The 19,445-nt window shown below is 59.4% G+C and carries 19 protein-coding genes; 5 read left to right on the forward strand and 14 right to left on the reverse strand.

The window, feature by feature from the left end:
- Positions 1–4: 4 nt before the first annotated feature.
- From fliT to CD175_RS18240, 14 genes are all read right to left on the reverse strand, one after another.
- Positions 5–301, reverse strand: coding sequence for a flagellar protein FliT (gene fliT / locus CD175_RS18175; protein WP_077045766.1), 297 nt, complete (start codon positions 299–301; stop codon positions 5–7).
- A 24-nt stretch (positions 302–325) separates the two neighbouring features.
- Positions 326–715 (reverse strand): flagellar export chaperone FliS, encoded by a 390-nt coding sequence (gene fliS / locus CD175_RS18180; protein WP_104449917.1) that lies wholly within the window; start codon positions 713–715, stop codon positions 326–328.
- 154 nt (positions 716–869) lie between these two features.
- The gene (gene fliD, locus CD175_RS18185) at positions 870–2,255 is read right to left on the reverse strand and encodes a flagellar filament capping protein FliD (protein ID WP_104449918.1); all 1,386 of its coding nucleotides are present in this window, start codon (positions 2,253–2,255) and stop codon (positions 870–872) included.
- Between the two features lie 81 nt (positions 2,256–2,336).
- Positions 2,337–2,687 carry a flagellar protein FlaG gene (locus CD175_RS18190; RefSeq protein ID WP_104449919.1) on the reverse strand — a complete coding sequence of 117 codons (351 nt, stop codon included), beginning with the start codon at positions 2,685–2,687 and terminating at the stop codon, positions 2,337–2,339.
- A gap of 74 nt (positions 2,688–2,761) precedes the next feature.
- Positions 2,762–4,195, reverse strand: a complete 1,434-nt coding sequence (locus CD175_RS18195) for a flagellin N-terminal helical domain-containing protein (RefSeq protein ID WP_104449920.1) — start codon at positions 4,193–4,195, stop codon at positions 2,762–2,764.
- Between the two features lie 251 nt (positions 4,196–4,446).
- Complete coding sequence (locus CD175_RS18200) at positions 4,447–5,376, reverse strand: ketoacyl-ACP synthase III (protein ID WP_104449921.1); 930 nt, start codon at positions 5,374–5,376, stop codon at positions 4,447–4,449.
- Positions 5,377–5,689: 313 nt separating this feature from the next.
- A complete protein-coding gene (locus tag CD175_RS18205) occupies positions 5,690–7,279 on the reverse strand; it encodes a flagellar hook-associated protein 3 (protein WP_104449922.1) in 1,590 nt (529 codons plus the stop codon).
- Between the two features lie 13 nt (positions 7,280–7,292).
- Positions 7,293–9,305 carry a flagellar hook-associated protein FlgK gene (gene flgK / locus CD175_RS18210; protein ID WP_104449923.1) on the reverse strand — a complete coding sequence of 671 codons (2,013 nt, stop codon included), beginning with the start codon at positions 9,303–9,305 and terminating at the stop codon, positions 7,293–7,295.
- 23 nt (positions 9,306–9,328) lie between these two features.
- Positions 9,329–10,615, reverse strand: a complete 1,287-nt coding sequence (gene flgJ / locus CD175_RS18215; RefSeq protein WP_104449924.1) for a flagellar assembly peptidoglycan hydrolase FlgJ — start codon at positions 10,613–10,615, stop codon at positions 9,329–9,331.
- 11 nt (positions 10,616–10,626) lie between these two features.
- Entirely contained in the window at positions 10,627–11,736 is a 1,110-nt protein-coding gene (locus CD175_RS18220; protein WP_007975318.1) for a flagellar basal body P-ring protein FlgI, read from the reverse strand.
- 18 nt (positions 11,737–11,754) lie between these two features.
- Positions 11,755–12,450 (reverse strand): flagellar basal body L-ring protein FlgH, encoded by a 696-nt coding sequence (flgH, locus tag CD175_RS18225; protein ID WP_104449925.1) that lies wholly within the window; start codon positions 12,448–12,450, stop codon positions 11,755–11,757.
- A gap of 52 nt (positions 12,451–12,502) precedes the next feature.
- Positions 12,503–13,288 carry a flagellar basal-body rod protein FlgG gene (flgG, locus tag CD175_RS18230; RefSeq protein WP_015096282.1) on the reverse strand — a complete coding sequence of 262 codons (786 nt, stop codon included), beginning with the start codon at positions 13,286–13,288 and terminating at the stop codon, positions 12,503–12,505.
- Positions 13,289–13,333: 45 nt separating this feature from the next.
- Entirely contained in the window at positions 13,334–14,074 is a 741-nt protein-coding gene (locus CD175_RS18235) for a flagellar basal body rod protein FlgF (RefSeq protein ID WP_007975314.1), read from the reverse strand.
- A gap of 264 nt (positions 14,075–14,338) precedes the next feature.
- Positions 14,339–15,901, reverse strand: coding sequence for a sigma-54-dependent phenylalanine hydroxylase transcriptional regulator PhhR (locus CD175_RS18240; protein ID WP_007975313.1), 1,563 nt, complete (start codon positions 15,899–15,901; stop codon positions 14,339–14,341).
- A 410-nt stretch (positions 15,902–16,311) separates the two neighbouring features.
- On the opposite strand from CD175_RS18240, the gene phhA reads away from it, so the two are divergent.
- The 5 genes from phhA (at position 16,312) to CD175_RS18265 (ending at position 19,423) form a co-directional block, all read left to right on the forward strand.
- Positions 16,312–17,103, forward strand: a complete 792-nt coding sequence (gene phhA, locus CD175_RS18245) for a phenylalanine 4-monooxygenase (RefSeq protein WP_104449926.1) — start codon at positions 16,312–16,314, stop codon at positions 17,101–17,103.
- A gap of 105 nt (positions 17,104–17,208) precedes the next feature.
- Complete coding sequence (locus tag CD175_RS18250; protein ID WP_007975310.1) at positions 17,209–17,565, forward strand: 4a-hydroxytetrahydrobiopterin dehydratase; 357 nt, start codon at positions 17,209–17,211, stop codon at positions 17,563–17,565.
- Entirely contained in the window at positions 17,565–18,758 is a 1,194-nt protein-coding gene (locus tag CD175_RS18255; RefSeq protein WP_104449927.1) for an amino acid aminotransferase, read from the forward strand. The genes CD175_RS18250 and CD175_RS18255 overlap by 1 nt, the downstream gene beginning before the upstream one ends.
- A 264-nt stretch (positions 18,759–19,022) precedes the next feature.
- The gene (locus CD175_RS31920; protein WP_276309770.1) at positions 19,023–19,151 is read left to right on the forward strand and encodes a hypothetical protein; all 129 of its coding nucleotides are present in this window, start codon (positions 19,023–19,025) and stop codon (positions 19,149–19,151) included.
- 74 nt (positions 19,152–19,225) lie between these two features.
- A complete protein-coding gene (locus tag CD175_RS18265; protein WP_104449929.1) occupies positions 19,226–19,423 on the forward strand; it encodes a hypothetical protein in 198 nt (65 codons plus the stop codon).
- The last annotated feature ends 22 nt before the right edge of the window (positions 19,424–19,445 follow it).

The following is a 19,445-nucleotide window of genomic DNA, read 5'->3' on the forward strand; positions in this document are numbered from 1 at the left end:
TCAATTAACCAAACAGATGGTAAACCTTTGATGCCTTTTGTGCTTGGTTGATCTGCGACATCTCGTCGACTATCGCCTGACGCTCGCCCATCGTCGCCGTCAGCAACTCTTTGTACACCGCCAACAACCCTTCCAGATTGCTCCGCACCGCGTCTTCGTCGATCGGCGCCTCACTGAGCACCTCGTCGACGCATTCACGACAGGTCGAATCCAGTTCGCCGATCGCGTCCCAGTTACGCGCCGCCAGGGCGTCGATCAGGGCTTCGCGGGTTTCTTCTATGCGCCGCAGTGCTTGACTCATGACGTCTTCCTCAGACCCTCGGGCCTATTGATTGGCAATTGCATCCCAACCGCTTTTCAGGGTTTCAAGCAAACCCGATACCTCGTCGATGATCGCCGCGTTGTTATCGCGATTGGCTTCCATCAGACGGGTCATCATGTAGGCGTACAAATTGTCGAGCTGTTGCAGCGACGCCGGATCTTCGGTCTTTTCCGGGTTCAAGCCGTCACGCAGGCCGATGATGATGTCCACGGCCTTGCCCATCATCAACCCCTTGAGTGCGGTATCGCCCCGCTCCATGGCGCCCTTGGCCTGGGCCATGCGGTCCAGCCCGCCCTCCATCAGCATCTGCACCAGGCGATGGGGGCTGGCTTCAGAGATCTGGGCATGGGAATTGACCTTCTGATATTGGCGAAGGGCTCTCATGGGGTTCATGTTTCTACCTCGTGACAGACAACAGCTTGAAATTGGGAAGGCTCTGATCTTTATGTCGACTGGTCGACACAAAACTTTAATGCAGGCCCGCTCCCGTGAAAAAACCCTGGCGCTGCCTTTGCAGGCGGCCCGGGTTTTTCATGCCTGATCCAAATCAGCTGTCTTTGGGATTGTTCAGCGCATTGAGCGTGGTCATGATGCTGTCGCTCTGGGCGCGCAGCCTGGCCACCAGGGAGTCCATCGCGGTGTACTTGGCGGTCAGACTTGTTTGCAGGCTGGCCATCCGTGCATCGAGGGAGTCCTGCTGCTTCTTCAGGTCATTCAGGCTATCGCTCAAGCTCGCCGAACGCGCGGCAAAGACCCCGGTGGTTTTCTGCGCGAAGGTGTCGGTAGCGGACTTCATGCGCGCAAGCAAACCGGTATCGCCCGAAAAAATCCCGTTGATATCGGCGGCATTGGTCTGTGCCGCAGCACCAAACACTTTGTCGTCGATCGACAGCAATCCGGTCTTCTGATCGGTCTCGACACCAAACTGGGCGAGAGACTTCATCTGACCGGTGCCACCCATGGCGTTCAATTCGGTACGTACCGACGATAGCAACGAACGCAGCGACGCGTCGCCCGTGAGCGCGCCCGTCGTCAACGAACCATCGGCATTGGTCGTGACCTGGGTCTCGGTGTTGGCAGCCTTGATCAGCGCGTTGTAGGTGTCGACAAAACCCTTGACCGAAGACTTCAGCGTCGCCGTGTCGGCCGACACGGTGATAGTGGCCGGCGTTGCCGCACCGCCGCCAGAGGGCACCGGAGAAACCCCTGTCAATTTCAGCGTGATACCGCTCACGGCGTCGGCAATGGTGTTGCTCTTCGATTCCATCGCCACGCCGTCAAGCGTGTATTTGGCATTCTGCGGCGTGGCGAGGATCGAGGTGCCGGTTTCCAGACCGGAGTTGCCCGACAGGGTCAGGTCCGAACCGACCCCGGTTTTATTGGACGTCAGCACCATTCGAGAGCCGTTGGCATCGGTCAGGATGTTGGCGCTCAAGCCCTGATTCGCGTACTGGGAGTTGATCGAGTCGCGCACCTGCTGCAACGTCGCACCGGCAGGAATGCTGACGTCGAAGGTGTCGGCGCCCTGCTTGATGCTCAGCGTGGACGGCACCGCCCCGGCATTGACCACCGAGGAAGCGCCGCCGGCGAAGACCTTGGAGGAAATTTTCGATGCGGTTGCCAACTGGGTGACCAGCAGCGAGAAATTGCCCGCCGCTGCACCGTTTCCGGTGGTCACCGTGGCTACTTTTTCATCGGAGGACGTACCGCTCAACCCGCTGAAGCTGGACGCGGTTTTCATGTTGTCCAACGCGCCACGGAAAGCATCCAGCGCCGCCTGGATTTTGCCGATCGACGACAGCGAGGTGGTTGCTTTCAGCGTCTGATTGTTGATTTGCGTCTGTTTTGGCGCTCTTTCGGAGTCCACCAAAGACTTAACAATCGCCTGGGTATCGATGTTCGAACCAATACCGCTGACCGTTGTACCCGCCATCATCTCTCTCCTTATCCAGTGGCTGCCGTTTTCTTGACCGGGATCGTCTTAAACAGCGACAGCAACAAAATTCATGCCAGTTCAGACTTTGCCATCAAACAACAAACTACTGGCATCCGACAGGCTCTGGGCCAGCTTTAGTGCAGCTTCCGACGGAATCTGACGAATCACCAGACCCGTTTCGGTGGCAATGACCTTGACCACGACCCGGCCAGTGGAGTCATCAATGGAAAAATCCAGATTGCGCTGGGCAGCCTGGACAAATTCCTGAATATCGGTAACCGCTTTTTCCAGCTCGTCACGCTTTGGCTCGGGGTTCGAGGCCTTCAGCGTTTCAGTCTTGGGCTGCTCCGGCTTTACAGTGACATTCGGCGTTACGCCCTGATGGGCGACCGCGGGATAGGACTGGTTCAATTTGACGCTCATGTCCATGCCTTATCTCCTCATCATGAAAAAAACAAAAGGGCGCGTAAACGCGCCCTTCCGTCAGTTACCAAGCGCTGGAATCAACCCAGCAGCTTCAGTACAGCCGATGGCAGCTGGTTGGCTTGCGACAGGATCGCAGTGGAAGCTTGTTGCAGGGTTTGTTGCTTGGTCAGTTGAGCAGTTTCTGCTGCGAAGTCAACGTCCTGGATCACGCCACGAGCAGAAGTGGAGTTGTCCGAGATGCTGCGCAGGTTGGCTACGGTGCTGTCGAAACGGTTTTGTACCGCACCGAGGTCAGCACGCTGGGAGTCGATAGCCGAGATCGCCTGGCTGATCACGTCGATAGCGTTCTGAGCGTTGGCTGCAGTGGTAACGTCAGTGGCCGCAACAGTGGTTTTAACCGAGCTGGCAGCAGTACCGGCGTTGAACAGGTTGGTCACGCCCGCGCCGCTCATCGAGTAGCTGTTGGCGGAGTTCAGGGAAACAGCGCCAGTGATCTGCAGAGGGCCGGCCAGGGCGTTGACTGGCGCACCATAGACACCGGAACCATCTTTGGCTGCAACCGAGATACCGGCGATTGCATCGGCGTCACCGCTGTCCAGAGTGATGTTCTCACCGGTATCGGATTTAACCGACAGGGTACCAGCCTTGGCATCGTAGTTAACGCTGATGCCCAGTTTGGCAGCGTTGGATTTCAGTTGGTCAGCCAGTTCACCGGTGTTGGTCACACCCACCATGCTCACCGCGGCACCCGTGCCTACTTTGATGGTGAAGTTGGCGCTGGTAGTGATTGCAGCACTGTTGACAGTGAATTGTGCTTCAGTGCTGGCAGTCGCGGTCACGCCACCCACAGCGGCTTTGTTGATCTGCGAAGCGGTAGTCTTGGCCGAATCACCCGCTGTGATGGTGAAGTTTGCGGTCTGGCCACCACCAACGAGAGTCACAGCACCACCAGCTACACCGGTTGCGCTCGGCGCGATCGCCAGGCTTTTCAGCTGCTGGGAGCCGATGTTGTTGGCCGATACGTCGCCCAGAGTCATGTTGATGGTCTGGTTGGCGTTGGCGCCTACCTGGAATTGGGTAGTACCGAAAGAGCCGTCCAGCAGGTTACGACCACCGAAGGTAGTGGTGGTAGCAATACGAGTCAGTTCAGCGGTCAGTGCAGAGTATTCGGCGTTGTTCGACTTACGGTCGTCATCGCTTGGCGAGCCGTTCGCGGAAGCCAGAGCCAGGGTACGCATTTTCTGCAGGATGTTGGTGGATTCCTGCATTGCGCCTTCAGCTGTTTGCGCGATGGAGATACCGTCACCGGCGTTCTTGATAGCCGCGCCCAGGCCGTTGATCTGGCTGGTCAAGCGGTTGGAAATTTGCAGGCCGGCAGCGTCGTCTTTAGCGCTGTTGATACGCAGGCCGGAGGACAGGCGCTGCATGGAGGTTTGCAGATTACCGGAAGCTTTGTTCAGGTTGTTCTGAACGGTCAAGGAAGCAAGGTTGGTATTTACGGTTAAAGCCATGACGAAATCCTCGTTGGATGGATACTGCGGCTTCCGGCCCTGGCAACCGCCTGGTGTGGCCTAGAGAACCTACGTAATAGTTATCGTCGTGAAGAGGCTTTGCTTGAGAGGTTTTTTCGAATTTTTTAGTGGCAGCTTGCCAGCCCTTTATTTTCAAGGCTTTAGAGCCAGAAAGTCGGCGTCAGAAAAAACGCAAAACGCCCGGAAGTTTAAATTTCCGGGCGTTGTTTTTGAAGCGTCGAATCCGTCAATCAACCGCGATAGAGAATGGCCGAACCCCACGAGAGGCCCACGCCAAAGCCGCTGATGGCAACTCGGGTCCACTTGGAGTCGAAGACGTGGTTCTGCAACAACAGCGGAATGCTCGAGGAGACCGTGTTTCCGGTTTCGAGCATGTCCTTGACGAACTTCTCCGGTTCACCTTCTTCGAAGCGGCGCGCCACGGCATCGACAATGGCCGCACTGCCCTGGTGAATGCAGAAGGCATCGATGTCGCTCGCTTGCAAATTGGACTCATCCAACAACTCATGCAAATGCGCAGGAACTTTCAACAAAGCAAAGTTGAACACCTGGCGACCATTCATGAAGAACACACCGTCGCTGACCTTAAGGTGCGGCGCGCCGGAACCGTCGGTACCGAACTTCGACTTGCCCAGTTGCCAGACAGCGTTTTCGCCCATCCAGGTGGCGGTAGCGGCATCACCGAACAGCATCGTGGTGTTGCGGTCTTCCGGGTCGACGATCTTCGAATAAGGATCGGCAGTGATCAGCAGGCCATTTTTCAGCCCTGCCGCTTCCATGAAGCCTTTGATCGCATAGATGCCGTAGACGTAACCGGAACAGCCCAGGGAAATATCGAAAGCAGCGACATGGGTCGGCAAGCCCAGCTTGTCCTGAACAATCGCAGCGGTGTGCGGCAATCCTTCTTCATCACCGTTCTGGGTGACGACGATCAAGCAGTCAATGGATTCACGCTTGAGTTCTGGACTGGCGGCGAACAGCGCATTGGCTGCTTCGACACACAGATCGGACGTTTCCTGATCGGCATCCATGCGCGGTAAAAACGCAGAACCGATTTTGCCAAGGATAAAGGTTTCGTCCTTGTCGAACTTTGCACCCTGGGCGTAATTATCAATCCCGGCTGCCGGCACGTAACTCGCTATATTTTTTATGCCAATCATTATGGCTTCCCAATAATAAACAGCTGAACATCGCCGCTCGCTGAATCGAGGGCGTCTACAGTCAGGGCCTGGGCCCCAGAGGAGGCAACATCGGGGCTCAAGAACAACACCTTGAACAGCCCGCCACCTTCACCGCCCGCAGACAGGATACAGTGAAGATGCGCGTTTTGACTGACGGGTCACTCAGACATCGCTGCTTTATTTGATTTTGTGGTCCGGATCCCGCCCTGTCCGGCCTCGCCCTACCCCCAAAAAAAGCAAAAAAAAGCCAGCCCCCTGTGACAGGGGCTGGCCGCGAGCGGTCAAGACCGACTCAAAGCTTATTGAACAGGCTCAACTGGGAAACCCTGGCGAAGGCCAGTTGCGCGGCCTGCAGCATGGTTTGCTGCAGGGTCAAACGTGTCAGTACTTCTGCCGGGTCGGCGTTCTTGATCGAGTTGCCCGTCGATTCGTTGATCAGGCCCGCGCTGGAGTTCTGGTCCGTCTGCATGTCCATCACGTTACCCCGGGCACCGATCGCGCCACGCGCCAGGTCAACCTGGTTCTTGCCGTTGTTCAGGTTGGCAATGGACGAGGCTACCGTGTTCTCCAGAAAACGCTGGGCGGTCGGGTTGCCCTGGGTCGGTGCGTCGAGCGCCGAACGCAGCTGACTGATGGTGTCGAGTACGTTCTGGGTCTGGTGCGTATTGACCGCGATATCGAACTGATCACCCGGATTGAGCACGCCGGGAGGAGTGCCGCCACTCAGGGTAAAGTCGACACCGGCCGCTGTCGCCACGCCGGCTACCACAGTCCCGGAGGTTACCGGCGTGCTGCCGCTGGTCAACGGACGGGCGTACAGATCGAAGGTCCCGGGACCGGTGAACTTCAGGACCGCCCCGCCTTCAGGGAAAAAGCTGTTGTAATCAGCGGCGTTGCTCACCGCTGCATTACTCACGACAACCGTCGATACGTTGCTCGGGGCACGGTTGCTGACGAAGCTGTCCGGCTTGGCCGACAACTCGAAACTGTGCGTGGCGATGAAGCCATCGATGTTGGTGGCGTTATCGCCAGCCTGTGGGGTGATGTCCAGCTTGAACGTCACGCCGCGGAAGTTGATGTCGGAGCCGCCCTTGGCATTCGGGTCGAACACCCCGCCGCCAGTCGCCTCGGCGGTCCTGTCGGCGCCGGTGGCATCGGTGATTACGAATTGGGTGCTGCTGGTGAACTGCAACTTGTAAGGCTCGCCGCCGCGGAAGTTCGCATCGAAGGCCGGACCGGAGTTCACCAGGCCTGGCGACAGCCTGACGCGTCCGTCATCGACGGGTGGCGTGAGCATGGTGGTCGAGCTACGAGCGGCGTTGATTGCCTGCTGGAAAACGTCCCAGCCGGTATCGTTAAGGCCCAGCGACATCGAGTCACCGATCTTCAGCTCCAGCTGAGTCTGGTCACCCTGATAGCTGTAGGTGCCGTCACTGTTGCGCACAAACGGCTGGGTATTGTTGCTGGCGCCAGAGAAGATGTACTTGCCATTGGCGTCCTTGCTGTTCATCAAGCTCAGCAATTGCTCTTCGGACTGCTTGAGTTCTGCGGAAATGGATTTGCGGTCATCGTCGTTCAACGAACCGCCACCGGCACGTACCGCCAACTCGCTGACTTTCTGCAGCACGTTGTTGATGCTGTCCAGCACGCTCTCTTCCTGCGCTTGAGCCGTGTTCAACGAATTGATGTTGGTGGTGTACTGACCCAACATGGCTTTTTGCTGCTCAAGTTGCAGAAGGCGAGCCGCGCCGACCGGATCATCCGCTGCGGTCTCAAGCTTGACGCCGCTGCTGGCCTGCTCGGCGGTCTTCATCACGTTATTGAGGTTGCGAGAGTAGTTGGCAGCCGTCGTGGCGTAATACTGTGCTGTAGAAATGCGCATGTTCTACGGCTCCTTAAAGGGCATTGATCAGAGTGCTGAAAATTTCCTGCGCAGTCTTGATGATCTGCGAAGACGCCGTGTAGTACTGCTGATACTTGGTCAGGTTACCGGCCTCTTCATCGAGATCGACCCCCGACAGCGAGTCACGGGCGTTTCGCGCCCCGGTCAGGATGGTGTCAGTGGCTGTGCCGTCCAGTTGAGCCTGCTTGGCCTGGGAGCCGACGCTCGACACCAGGCCACCATAAGCCTCGGTAAAACTCACACCCGGGCTCGTGGCAGTGGCCCCCACCGTTGCCTTGGTTTGCAGACCGAGCAAGGCCGAAGCATTGCGGTTGTCGGTGCTGCCGGCCGCGGTCATGGCAATGTTGAAACTGTCACCCGAAGCCGGGCTGCCGCTGACGGTCATCCCCACGCTGAAGGTTTTGGCATTGCCACCGGCATCGGTGTAAGGCACGGCAATGTTCAGGTCGTTGTTCTGGCCTGGCACGATGTTGCCGGTACCGATGCTGTTGCCCTTGGCGTCGAACACTTCATAGGCCGTGGCGCTGGTCATGAGCATGCGAACCGGCATCGATGCCTTGACCGCCGTCTGCACTTCCAGACGCTGGACCGGATCGTAGATATCCAGGGCCGTGTTCAGTGTCGGCTGACTGACAGCACCGGTGCCGTCATTGCCCGAGGCCTTGGAAGAGGTTAGCGGAGCGGCCGTGGCCAGGGTTTTGGCGTCGGTCATGACCGCGGTCATGTCCGCGGCGGAGCTGCGCGTCGGGGTAATCTTGAAGCTGTCGCCAGCGGTGACCGAACCTGCGCTCAGGCTCAGGCTGAAGCCATCGATGACCGGCTCGGCAGCAGGAGGTGTAGCGAAAGCGAAGTTGCCCATGTCGGTGTTATCCGACAAGCGACGCACGTTGTAGCCCGTGGCCGTGACGGTCACCTGATAGTCACTGGCCTGCAGCTTGCTGGTGTCCTTGATGGTGACGTTCAGGTTGCCGGAGGCCGGGTTGTTGTTCGCATTGGCGATGCTGCGCTGACTGATGGCCGCCGCGCTGTTGATGTTGTTGAACAGAGCGGCGCCGAAGTTGCCGTTCTGGTCCAGGCCCTGCCCCAACTGCTTGTTGACCTGATCCGCCACAACCATGGCGATGCGACCCAGGCTATTGACCGCCGGCGTCAGCACTTCAGAGCGATAGCGCAACAGTCCACCCATCTGGCCGCCGCTCATCACACCGGTGATGTCGATCGACGAACTGCCACGATCCATGATGATCGAGGAACGGGTCGGGTCGGTCGGGTCTGCCGCCATGCGCAATTTATTGACCGTGTCGCCGACAACCAACGGCTGGCCGCTACCCAGGTAGATATCCAGTCGACCTTCGGTTTCGGTGACCTGAGTGCCGACCAGCTCGTTGAGCTGGCGAATGGTTTCGTTGCGCTGGTCCAGCAGTTCGTTGGGCGTGCCACTCGAACTGCTGACTTCACTGATTCTCTTGTTGTACGCCGCGACAGTCGACGCCAGCTTGTTGACCTGTTCGGCCATCGAGCCCAACTGATCGTTGATGTATGTGTTCTGCTGCGTCAACTGCTGGGACATGGCATTGAAGCGGCTGCTCAAACCCTGGGCATTGGTCAACAGCGCCTGGCGTGCAGCGTTGTCGTTGGAGTTCGCGGACAGCGTCTGCAACGACGAGAAGAAGGACTGCAGTGTTTTGGTGATGCCGGTGCCACTGTCGGACAGCAGTTTGTCCACCTGAGTGGCCTGCCCCAGATAAGCCTGCGCATCACCGTTGAGCGAGGTAGTGGTCTGCAACTGCGCATCGAGGTAGCTGTTGTACACCCGACGCACATCGGCCAGCGTCGTGCCGGTGCCGATGAACACATTGCCGTACTGAATAGAGCCTTTGGTGCCCTGTACAGTTTGTTGGCGCGAGTACCCGACGGTATCGACGTTGGAAATGTTGTTACCGGTAGTCACCAACGAAGCGTGGCTAGCAGAGAGCCCCGACATCCCGATATTGAGCAAACTCATGGTTCAGACCTTATTCCTTGTGCCTATAAAGGCGTAGTGGAAACGCCCGCCGCAGCGTAGTTCTGGTAACTCGTCATCTGCTTGGCTATCTGCGAAATCTTGCTCGCGTAGTCCGGGTCGGTTGCGTAACCGGCCTTCTGCAACTCGCGTACAAACTGTTCCGGGTTATCGGCCGACTTCACGACATCTTGATAGCGATTATTGGTCTGCAGCAAAGTCACAAGGTCATGGAAACTGTCCTTGTAGGAGTCGTAGGAACGGAACTCGGCCGTCTCCTTGACCATCTGCCCGTTCCTGAATTCGCTGGTGATCGCCCGCGCCGAATTTCCCTGCCAACTATTGCCGGCCTTGATGCCGAACAGGTTGTGGCTGCTGCTGCCGTCCTGCTGGCGCATGACCGATTTGCCCCAGCCGGTTTCCAGCGCCGCCTGGGCCACCAGGTAACGCGGATCGACACCAATCCGCGCCGCCGCCTCCTTGGCCATCGGCAACATGGTGTTGACGAACTGGTCGGCGGAACTGAAGGCTTTCTTCGGGGGCGCCAGCGGAATCTGCGCCATGGCGCGACCGTAGATCTGCATGCCGCCCGAGGAGGATTGCTGCGCGGTCGCCAGCCAGTCGCCGTTGTACAGCGGTCCCGTGCCGGTGCTTGTCGCGCGCTCAGGCAACGGTGTCTTGTTGATCGTCGTGGCAGCGGGCGTCGCCGAAGGCACCAGCCCGGCCAACAGACGATCAGCCAGCTTCGGCGGCAATGCCAGACGTCGCTGATTGATCAGCGCCATGTCATTGCGATGACCACCCTCACCCGCCTCTTGCGGCGCATGGACCGAGCGCGAAGCCCACAACGGACGCTGCCCATTGACCCGCGACAGCGGTCCGTTGATTGCCGTTGTGCCGGCTGCCACCGGCGTTTGCACGGCGACTTTCGCGGCCTCTTGCTTGGCCAGAGACGCTGCGGCGGCTTCACCCGGCGCCAGCGGTTTGTTCTTCGACATCTGGCGCATCAGCACGTCAGCCAGGCCGATACCACCGCCCTCGCGGGACATGGAAACGGCCAGTTGCTGGTCGTACATTTCCTGATATTGCTTGGCTGCCGGGGTGTTCATCGGATTGTCCTGGCCCAGCGCTTCAGTGGCCGAACGCATGGACTTGAGCATTTCCCCGAGGAACAGCGACTCGAATTCCTGCGCCACCTTGCGCAGGTTGCCGTCGCTATTCTTGTCGCCGACCTTGAGCTGATTCAGACGATTGAGGTCCGAGTAGGAACCCGAATCGCTGCTGCTGACCAGACCGCTCTTGCGCATATCCACGATGGCCGTCCTCAGATCACGATCAGGTCGGCTTGCAGGGCGCCGGCCTGCTTCAGCGCTTCGAGGATGGCCATCAGGTCACCCGGTGCCGCGCCGACCTGGTTCACCGCCCGCACGATCTCGTCGAGGGTGGTGCCAGGGCCGAACTTGAACATCGGCTTGGCTTCCTGCTGGGCATTGACCTTCGAACGCGGCACCACCGCCGTCGTGCCATTGGACAGAGGGCCGGGCTGGCTGACGATCGGGTCTTCGGTGATGGTCACGGTCAGGCTGCCGTGGGTCACGGCGGCCGGAGAAACCTTGACGTTCTGGCCGATCACGATGGTGCCGGTACGGGAGTTGATGATGACTTTCGCCACCGCCTGGCCCGGATCGATCTCGAGGTTTTCCAGGATCGACAGGTAGTCGACCCGCTGGCTTGGATCGAGCGGCGCGGTGACGCGAACCGAACCACCGTCGATGGCCTGGGCCACGCCAGGGCCGAGCATGTTGTTGATCTTGTCGACGATGCGCTTGGCCGTGGTGAAGTCGGAACGGTTGAGGTTCAGCGTCAGGCTGTTGCCCTGGTTGAAACCGCTCGGCACCGCGCGCTCCACCGATGCACCACCGGGGATGCGGCCGGCCGACGGAACGTTGACGGTGATCTTCGAGCCGTCACGCCCTTCCGCATCGAAACCGCCGACCACCAGGTTGCCCTGGGCCACCGCATAGACGTTGCCGTCGATCCCCTTGAGTGGCGTCAGCAGCAAGGTGCCGCCGCGCAAGCTCTTGGAGTTGCCGATAGAGGAAACAGTGATATCGACCTGCTGCCCCGGCTTGGCAAACGCCGGCAGATCGGCGCTGATCGACACGGCCGCCACGTTCTTCAACTGCACGTTGCCCGACCCCGGCGGCACCTTGATGCCGAACTGCGAGAGCATGTTGTTGAAGGTCTGCAGGGTGAACGGGGTCTGCGTCGTCTGGTCGCCGGTGCCGTTAAGCCCGACCACCAGGCCGTAACCGATCAACTGGTTGGAACGTACGCCGGAAATGCTGGCGATGTCCTTCAGGCGCTCGGCTTGAGCATTGAAGGCTGCCGACAGCATCAGGGCGGCCACCATAAGGTGTTTGAAGTTCAACATGCTCAACTGGAAAGCCACCTAGAAAGGGAACAGCGGGCTGAGGAAGAAACGGTCGAACCAGCCTGGCTGACTCGCATCGGCAAACGAGCCGGTACCCGAGTAGGTGATGCGCGCATCGGCGACACGGGTCGACGACACGGTGTTGTCGGTCGAGATGTCATCGGCGCGAACCAGGCCGGCGATCCGCACCAGCTCATCGCCGGTGTTGAGCGTCATCCACTTCTCGCCGCGCACCGCGATGATGCCGTTGGGCAACACATCGGCGACGGTCACGGTGATCGAACCGGTCAGGGTGTTGCCCTGCGCCGCCTTGCTGTCACCCTTGGTCGCGCGGTCACCTTCGTAGCTGGCACTCAGGCTCAGGTCGCCATCGCCGAACGGGTTGTTAGTGGTGGCGCTGCTGCCGAACAGCGAACTCAGGCCGATGTTGGCCTTGCTGTTCTTGCCAATTTGCGAGTTGGCGTTTTTGCTGGCCTGGGTCCTTTCGTTCAGGGTGATGGTGATGATGTCACCGACCCGGAACGCCTTGCGGTCGCTGTAGAGGTTCTGTTCGAAACCGGCCTGATAGATCGAGCCGTTGTTCGCGGCCGCCGGCAGCGGCGTGCGCGGCAACACCGGAGCGTAGTAAGGGTCATTAGGCTTGGGCGTCGAAGGGACGCAGCCTGCGAGTGCAGTGATACCACTCAGTGCCAGAACAGTTGCATAGCGATTCATGACCCTACCTCACGGTGTTGCAGGCAGCCTCATGGCCACCCCATAGACTTGATTACAGATTCTGCGTTACGAACGAGAGCATCTGGTCGGCGGTGGAGATCACCTTGGAGTTCATCTCGTAGGCGCGCTGGGTGGTGATCATGTTGACCATCTCCTCAACGGTGCTGACGTTGGACGTTTCCAGGGTGTTCTGCAGCGTGGTGCCGAAACCGTTCAGACCCGGTGTGCCGACTTGCGGCGCGCCACTGGCGGCGGTTTCCAGGAACAGGTTGTTGCCCACTGCCTGCAGGCCGGCCGGGTTGATGAAGTCGGCGGTCTGCAGGTTGCCGATCACCTGGGCAGCCGGGTTGCCGGCAATGGTGATGGACACGGTGCCGTCGCGGCCGACGGTGAAGGTCTGCGCGTCGTTCGGAATGACAATCGCCGGCTCCAGGGCAAAGCCGCTGGCATTGACGATCTGGCCGTTGGAGTCCAGGTGGAAAGTACCGTCACGGGTGTAGGACGTGGTGCCGTCCGGTTGCAGGATCTGGAAGAAACCGCGACCGTCGATGGCCATGTCCAGCGGCTGCTCGGTGGTTTGCAGGCTGCCGGCGGTGAAGTTCTTCTGGGTGCCGACGATGCGCACACCGGTACCCAGTTGCAGACCCGACGGCAGTTCGCTGTCCTGGGTCGACTGGGCGCCTGGCTGACGCTTGATCTGGTAGAGCAGGTCCTGGAACTCGGCGCGGTCACGTTTGAAACCCGTGGTCGACACGTTCGCCAGGTTGTTGGAAATGGTGGTCAGGTTGGTGTCCTGGGCGGACAGACCTGTTTTGGCAACCCATAGAGCCGGAAGCATTCGATTCTCCTCGTGCGCCTGTTTTACGGCGCGACGTTCTGGTGATTAGCTGATCTGCAAGACCCGAGCCATGGCCTGGTCATCGTCTTTGGCGGTGTTCATCATCTTGATGTGCAGCTCGAACTGCTTGGACAAGGCCAATACCGAGGTCATTTCTTCCACGGCATTGACGTTGCTCGACTCGAGGAACCCGGACACCAGCTTGACGCCGGCATCGGCCTGCGCCGGCTGGCCGTCCTTGGTGTGGATCGAACCATCCAGGCCCTTGGTCATGTTCTTCAGGTCCGGGTTGACCAGCTTGATGCGGTCCACTTCAGCCATCACCCGAGGCCCCTCGCCCATCGCGCGAATGCTGATGGTGCCGTCCTCGCCGACTTCGATCTGCTGCTCCGGTGGCACGGCAATCGGCCCGCCATTGCCCATGACCGGCATGCCGTTACCGGCACGCAGCACGCCCAGGGCGTCAACGTTCAGGCTGCCGGTGCGCACGTAGCTTTCACCGCCATCGGGATTTTGTACGGCGATCCAGCCGCCGCCTTGCACGGCAACGTCGAGGTCGCGGCCGGTTTCCACCAGTGAGCCCGGGGAGAAATCCGTGGCCGGGCGTTCGGACATGGCAAACGCACGCGCCGGAAAGCTGTCACCGAATACCGGCATCGAACGGGCCTGCTCCAGGTCTTTCTGGAAGCCGTTGGTGGAGATGTTCGCGAGGTTGTTGGCATGCGCCTTTTGCGCCAGTGCATTCTGGCTGGCGCCGGTCATTGCCACATAAAGGTACTTGTCCACACTCTTTCCTCTGCCTGCCGGACGTTTGCCGCCCGCTGCTGTGTTGCTGAGCCATAAGCAATTTGCAGACCAACTTGTTTTTGGCGGCGCGAGGCCCGGCAAACAGGGGACTTTGAGGAATCAGAGGGGGATGGGTGATTTGTATCAGAGACGAAAAACCGGCGGTGTCATGCCGCTTCGCGGCAATGGATCAAAAGATCGCAGCCTGCGGCAGCTCCTACAGAGATCAATGTAGGAGCTGCCGCAGGCTGCGATCTTTTGATCTTAAGTGCTGCTGTCCTTGCCCACCTCATAATCGCGCAACTTGTTGGCAATGGTCGTATGCGAAACCCCCAACCGCTTGCCCAGTTGCCGACTGCTCGGATGTTCGGAATACAGCCGTTCCAGCACAGCTTTTTCGAAACGCCCGACAATCTCGTCCAGCCCACCCTCCAGCGAAAAATCGCCAAGGGGCTGACGCACGCCATAATCCGGCAGGCGAATATGCTCGGCCTTGACCGTGCCGCCGTCGCACAGGGAAACCGCCTGGAACAGCACATTCTCCAGTTGCCGCACGTTGCCCGGCCAGTGGTAGTGGCTGAGGCGCTCCATGGCCGCCGGGGCGAGTTTGGGCAATGGGCATCCGATCTGCCGGCTGGCCTGATCGAGGAAGTGCTCCACCAGCGGCGTCAAACCGTCGAGGCATTCGCGCAGTGGCGGGATGTGCAGCGACAACACATTCAAGCGGTGATAGAGATCCTGGCGGAACTCGCCGCGTGCGCACAATTCGGACAGGTCGACCTGGGTCGCGCAGATCACTCGCACGTCGAGGTAGACCTCCTCGTCGCTGCCCACACGACGGAAGCAGCCGTCCTGCAAAAAGCGCAGCAATTTCACCTGCAAGCGCGGGCTCATTTCCCCGACGCCATCGAGAAACAGCGTACCGCCCGCCGTCAGCTCCAGTAGCCCGAGCTTGCCTTCGGCCCGTGCCCCTTCAAAGGCACCGGGGCCATAACCGAACAATTCCGTCTCGGCCATGGACTCCGGCAGCCCGGCACAATTGAGCGCCATCAACGGCGACTGTCCACGCGGACTGGCCAGGTGGCAGGCCCGTGCCAGCAACTCTTTGCCGGTGCCGGTTTCGCCTTCTATCAATAGCGGCGCATCCAGCGGTGCCATGCGCCGCGCTTCGCGCACCACCGCGGCCATCACTTTCGAGCTCTGGAAGATGCTGTCGAAGCCACGCAACTCCTGCTTGCGCACGTTGTAGATGCGCTCACCCACCCGGTCGGCGCGGTGCAGCGTCAGCACAGCACCGGCCATGGCCTCGCTGTCGTCGTGCTCCGACTGCAAGGGCGCGATGTCGGCCAGGAACACGTCACCCTTGACCTTGACCCGCAGCCCGTTGATTCGCGATTTGTTGGCGCGCACCAGTTCCGGTAAGTCGAAATCTTCGGCGTACCGCGACAGGGGAATACCCGGCACCTCGTCGACCCGCACCCCCAGCAACTGCGCCGCTGCCCGGTTGGCCGCGACGATGGAACCACCCATGTCGATCGACAGCACCGGAAACTCCAGCGCACCGAGCAAGGCATTAAGCTCCATGTGCCGACGCTCGCTGGGCATCAGCCCTACACGCTTGACGCCGAAGACCCCGGCAATCGCTTCGAATTTCGGTCGCAAGGCCTGGAACTGAATGTTGATGAGGTTCGGGCAATGCAGGTAGATGGCGTTGCCGTGCTCCCCCCCCACTTCACCGCGGGCCACGTTGATCCCGTACTCCACCAGCAGGTTGAGAATGTCGCGCAGGATGCCGATGCGGTTCTGGCAGTGGACTTTGATACGCATGAAAAAGGCCTGAAATGCAATGCGGTGAATAAAGTTGGTATCAACGCAATCCCTGTGGGAGCGAGCTTGCTCGCGATAGCAGATTCACATTCAACATCTATGTTGGCTGGTCTACCGCTATCGCGAGCAAGCTCGCTCCCACAGAGGGTATTGCGGTGGGCGCTCGATCGCATTTTTCTTTCGAGGCGTCCATATAGTCGTCAAGATTATGTGACAGCCAACGCGCTTTTCAAACCTGAAAATCCCACCACCTGCGCGACAGAAGCCAATACGTAACGAAAACTTTACGATTTTTGAGGGTTTTTCCTACTCGATGCGCCGATCACCTGCTGCAATGCCGCAATCCTTGGGGTATTTCTAGGTCAATAGCAGTACATAACAAGAACGACATCCCCTAGCAGGAGAGCAGTATGAAGCAGACGCAATACGTGGCTCGCGAGCCCGATGCGCAAGGTTTTATCGACTACCCCGCCGAAGAACACGCGGTGTGGAACACGCTGATCACTCGCCAACTGAAAGTGATCGAAGGGCGTGCGTGCCAGGAATACCTGGACGGTATCGAAAAACTCGGTCTGCCCCACGACCGCATTCCTCAACTCGGCGAAATCAACAAGGTCCTCGGTGAAACCACCGGCTGGCAGGTTGCCCGGGTTCCCGCACTGATTCCCTTCCAGACCTTTTTCGAATTGCTGGCCAGCAAGCAGTTTCCGGTGGCGACCTTTATTCGTACCCGCGAAGAACTGGACTACCTGCAAGAGCCGGACATTTTCCACGAGATCTTCGGTCACTGCCCGCTGCTGACCAACCCCTGGTTCGCTGAATTCACCCATACCTACGGCAAGCTCGGCCTCAAGGCGTCCAAGGAAGAACGCGTGTACCTGGCGCGCCTGTACTGGATGACCATCGAGTTCGGCCTGGTCGATACCCCGCAAGGCCAGCGCATCTACGGCGGCGGCATTCTGTCTTCACCGAAAGAGACCGTGTATTGCCTGTCGGACGAGCCTGAGCATCAGGCGTTCGATCCACTGGAGTGCATGCGCACGCCGTACCGCATCGACATCCTGCAACCCCTGTATTTCGCTCTGCCGAACCTCAAGCGCCTGTTCGACCTGGCCCACGAAGACATCATGGGCATGGTCAAGCAAGCGATGCAGATGGGTCTGCACACTCCGAAATTTCCGCCAAAACCAAAAGCTGCGTGAACCGCGACTTTTGCTGACAAGTGAGTCTGTCAGTCACCGTCGCTTTGGTTTAGCGTGACGGTACTGTCGACCGATATAAAAACACTCGATTACAGGAAACACACCATGTCCACTTTGAACCAAGCCCATTGCGAAGCCTGCCGCGCCGACGCCCCACAAGTCAGCGACGAAGAACTGCCGATCCTGATCAAGCAGATCCCGGACTGGAACATCGAAGTACGCGACAGCATCATGCAGCTGGAAAAGGTCTTCCTGTTCAAGAACTTCAAACATGCACTGGCCTTCACCAACGCCGTCGGTGAAATCTCCGAGGCTGAAGGGCATCACCCGGGCCTGCTGACCGAGTGGGGCAAAGTGACCGTGACCTGGTGGAGCCACTCGATCAAGGGCCTGCACCGCAACGACTTCATCATGGCTGCGCGCACTGACGAAGTGGCCAAGGACGCCGAGGGGCGCAAGTAATGCACTTCGACGCCATCGGCCGAGTGCCCGGCGACCCGATTCTGGGCCTGATGGAGGCCTACGCGCAGGACCCGAACCCGCGCAAGTTCGATCTGGGCGTGGGTGTCTACAAGGACGCCCAGGGCCTGACGCCGATTCTCGAGTCGGTGAAACTTGCCGAGCAGCGCCTGGTGGACGGCCAGTCCACCAAGACTTACATCGGTGGTCACGGCGAACCGGCGTTCGGCAAGGCGATCAATGAGCTGGTGCTGGGCGCCGATTCGAAGCTGATCAGCGCACAACGCGCCGGCGCCACCCAGACTCCGGGTGGTACCGGGGCCTTGCGCCTGAGCGCTGACTTCATCGCCCAGTGCCTGCCGGGACGCGGCGTCTGGTTGAGCAACCCGACCTGGCCGATCCACGAAAGCATTTTCGCGGCCGCCAAGGTCAAGGTCAGCCATTACCCCTACGTCGGCAGCGACAACCGTCTGGATGTCGACGGCATGCTGGCAGTGCTCAACGAAGCGCCCAAGGGTGACGTGGTATTGCTGCACGCCTGCTGCCACAACCCGACCGGTTTCGATCTGTCCCACGACGACTGGCAGAGGGTGCTGGAGGTAGTACGCAAGCGCGAATTGCTGCCGCTGATCGACTTTGCCTACCAGGGCTTCGGCGATGGCCTGGAGCAGGATGCCTGGTCGACCCGGCTGTTCGCCGCCGAGTTGCCCGAACTGCTGATCACCAGCTCTTGCTCGAAGAATTTCGGCCTGTACCGCGACCGCACCGGCGCGCTGATTGTCTGCGCGAAAAGCGCCGACAAGCTCACCGATATCCGCAGCCAGCTGGCCAACATCGCCCGCAACCTGTGGTCGACGCCGCCGGATCACGGTGCCGCCGTGGTCGCGACCATCCTCGGCGACCCGGAGTTGAAAAACCTCTGGGCTGACGAAGTGGAAGGCATGCGCTTGCGTATCGCCCAACTGCGCAGCGGTCTGGTGGAAGCACTGGAGCCTCATGGTTTGCGCGAGCGCTTTGCGCACATCGGCGTGCAACGCGGGATGTTTTCCTACACCGGTTTGACGCCGGATCAGGTCAAGCAACTGCGCGAGCATCACAGTGTGTACATGGTCAACTCCGGCCGCGCCAACGTCGCAGGCATCGATGCCACGCGCCTGGATCTGCTGGCCGAAGCAATCGCCAAAGTCTGCAAATAACACCACAAAACCCTGTGGGAGCGAGCTTGCTCGCGATGAGGCCACAACATTCAACATCTCTGTTGACTGTCAGGCCGCTATCGCGAGCAAGCTCGCTCCCACATTTGTTTTGTGTCGCTCTTCCAGTCATGTCTAGACAATCCCATCCGTCGAAACAAATGGATATAAAAGTCCGTTTGTCATTTTCAGTGCTGTATCCTGCCCAGGCTTTTTTAAAGCGCGGATCTACCAGATCTATCAACAGACTTAGCGAGGAGCGCGACTATGCACGAGATTCCTAATCTCCCCTTCCCAAGCCTGCACGTACCTGAGCAGACGACCACGCAACAAGCCGGCGCCCAGCCCGAGCCGAAAGAAGCCACTGACCGCCGCCAGGCTGACAGCGAAGACTGAAACACCCGCCGTACAGACCGTGTGGAAAGCGCTACCATGCGCTTTCCACACTGCCTGAAACGCGAGCACGCACCATGACCGATGAACTCAGCGAAACCTTTGATGAAAAGCAGGCCAGCGTCCTGATTGGCACCGCCGAGAAAATGATCGAGATCTGGAATCGCCTCTCCCCCGAAAAACAAGCCGCCTTGCTCGCTCGCTTCGGCACCCAGAAAAATGCGCTGGCCGCCCTGGTCACTACGCAACTGGTTGCTCCCGTCAAAGCTGAATGACGCCGCCCGGCCAATAGTTTTA

Source organism: Pseudomonas laurylsulfatiphila (assembly GCF_002934665.1).
GTDB lineage: Bacteria > Pseudomonadota > Gammaproteobacteria > Pseudomonadales > Pseudomonadaceae > Aquipseudomonas > Aquipseudomonas laurylsulfatiphila.

What these genes read in the sequence shown, in the direction of transcription:
- flgK (WP_104449923.1), bottom strand. Translation starts at nt 9,305, where the DNA reads ATGAGTTTGCTCAATATCGGGATGTCGGGGCTCTCTGCTAGCCACGCT.
- CD175_RS18200 (WP_104449921.1), bottom strand. Translation starts at nt 5,376, where the DNA reads ATGATTGGCATAAAAAATATAGCGAGTTACGTGCCGGCAGCCGGGATT.
- CD175_RS18265 (WP_104449929.1), top strand. Translation starts at nt 19,226, where the DNA reads ATGACCGATGAACTCAGCGAAACCTTTGATGAAAAGCAGGCCAGCGTC.
- fliD (WP_104449918.1), bottom strand. Translation starts at nt 2,255, where the DNA reads ATGGCGGGTACAACGGTCAGCGGTATTGGTTCGAACATCGATACCCAG.
- phhA (WP_104449926.1), top strand. Translation starts at nt 16,312, where the DNA reads ATGAAGCAGACGCAATACGTGGCTCGCGAGCCCGATGCGCAAGGTTTT.
- flgH (WP_104449925.1), bottom strand. Translation starts at nt 12,450, where the DNA reads ATGAATCGCTATGCAACTGTTCTGGCACTGAGTGGTATCACTGCACTC.
- fliT (WP_077045766.1), bottom strand. Translation starts at nt 301, where the DNA reads ATGAGTCAAGCACTGCGGCGCATAGAAGAAACCCGCGAAGCCCTGATC.
- CD175_RS18190 (WP_104449919.1), bottom strand. Translation starts at nt 2,687, where the DNA reads ATGGACATGAGCGTCAAATTGAACCAGTCCTATCCCGCGGTCGCCCAT.
- flgG (WP_015096282.1), bottom strand. Translation starts at nt 13,288, where the DNA reads ATGCTTCCGGCTCTATGGGTTGCCAAAACAGGTCTGTCCGCCCAGGAC.
- CD175_RS18205 (WP_104449922.1), bottom strand. Translation starts at nt 7,279, where the DNA reads ATGCGCATTTCTACAGCACAGTATTACGCCACGACGGCTGCCAACTAC.
- CD175_RS18250 (WP_007975310.1), top strand. Translation starts at nt 17,209, where the DNA reads ATGTCCACTTTGAACCAAGCCCATTGCGAAGCCTGCCGCGCCGACGCC.
- CD175_RS31920 (WP_276309770.1), top strand. Translation starts at nt 19,023, where the DNA reads ATGCACGAGATTCCTAATCTCCCCTTCCCAAGCCTGCACGTACCTGAG.
- CD175_RS18220 (WP_007975318.1), bottom strand. Translation starts at nt 11,736, where the DNA reads ATGTTGAACTTCAAACACCTTATGGTGGCCGCCCTGATGCTGTCGGCA.
- fliS (WP_104449917.1), bottom strand. Translation starts at nt 715, where the DNA reads ATGAACCCCATGAGAGCCCTTCGCCAATATCAGAAGGTCAATTCCCAT.
- CD175_RS18255 (WP_104449927.1), top strand. Translation starts at nt 17,565, where the DNA reads ATGCACTTCGACGCCATCGGCCGAGTGCCCGGCGACCCGATTCTGGGC.
- CD175_RS18240 (WP_007975313.1), bottom strand. Translation starts at nt 15,901, where the DNA reads ATGCGTATCAAAGTCCACTGCCAGAACCGCATCGGCATCCTGCGCGAC.
- CD175_RS18195 (WP_104449920.1), bottom strand. Translation starts at nt 4,195, where the DNA reads ATGGCTTTAACCGTAAATACCAACCTTGCTTCCTTGACCGTTCAGAAC.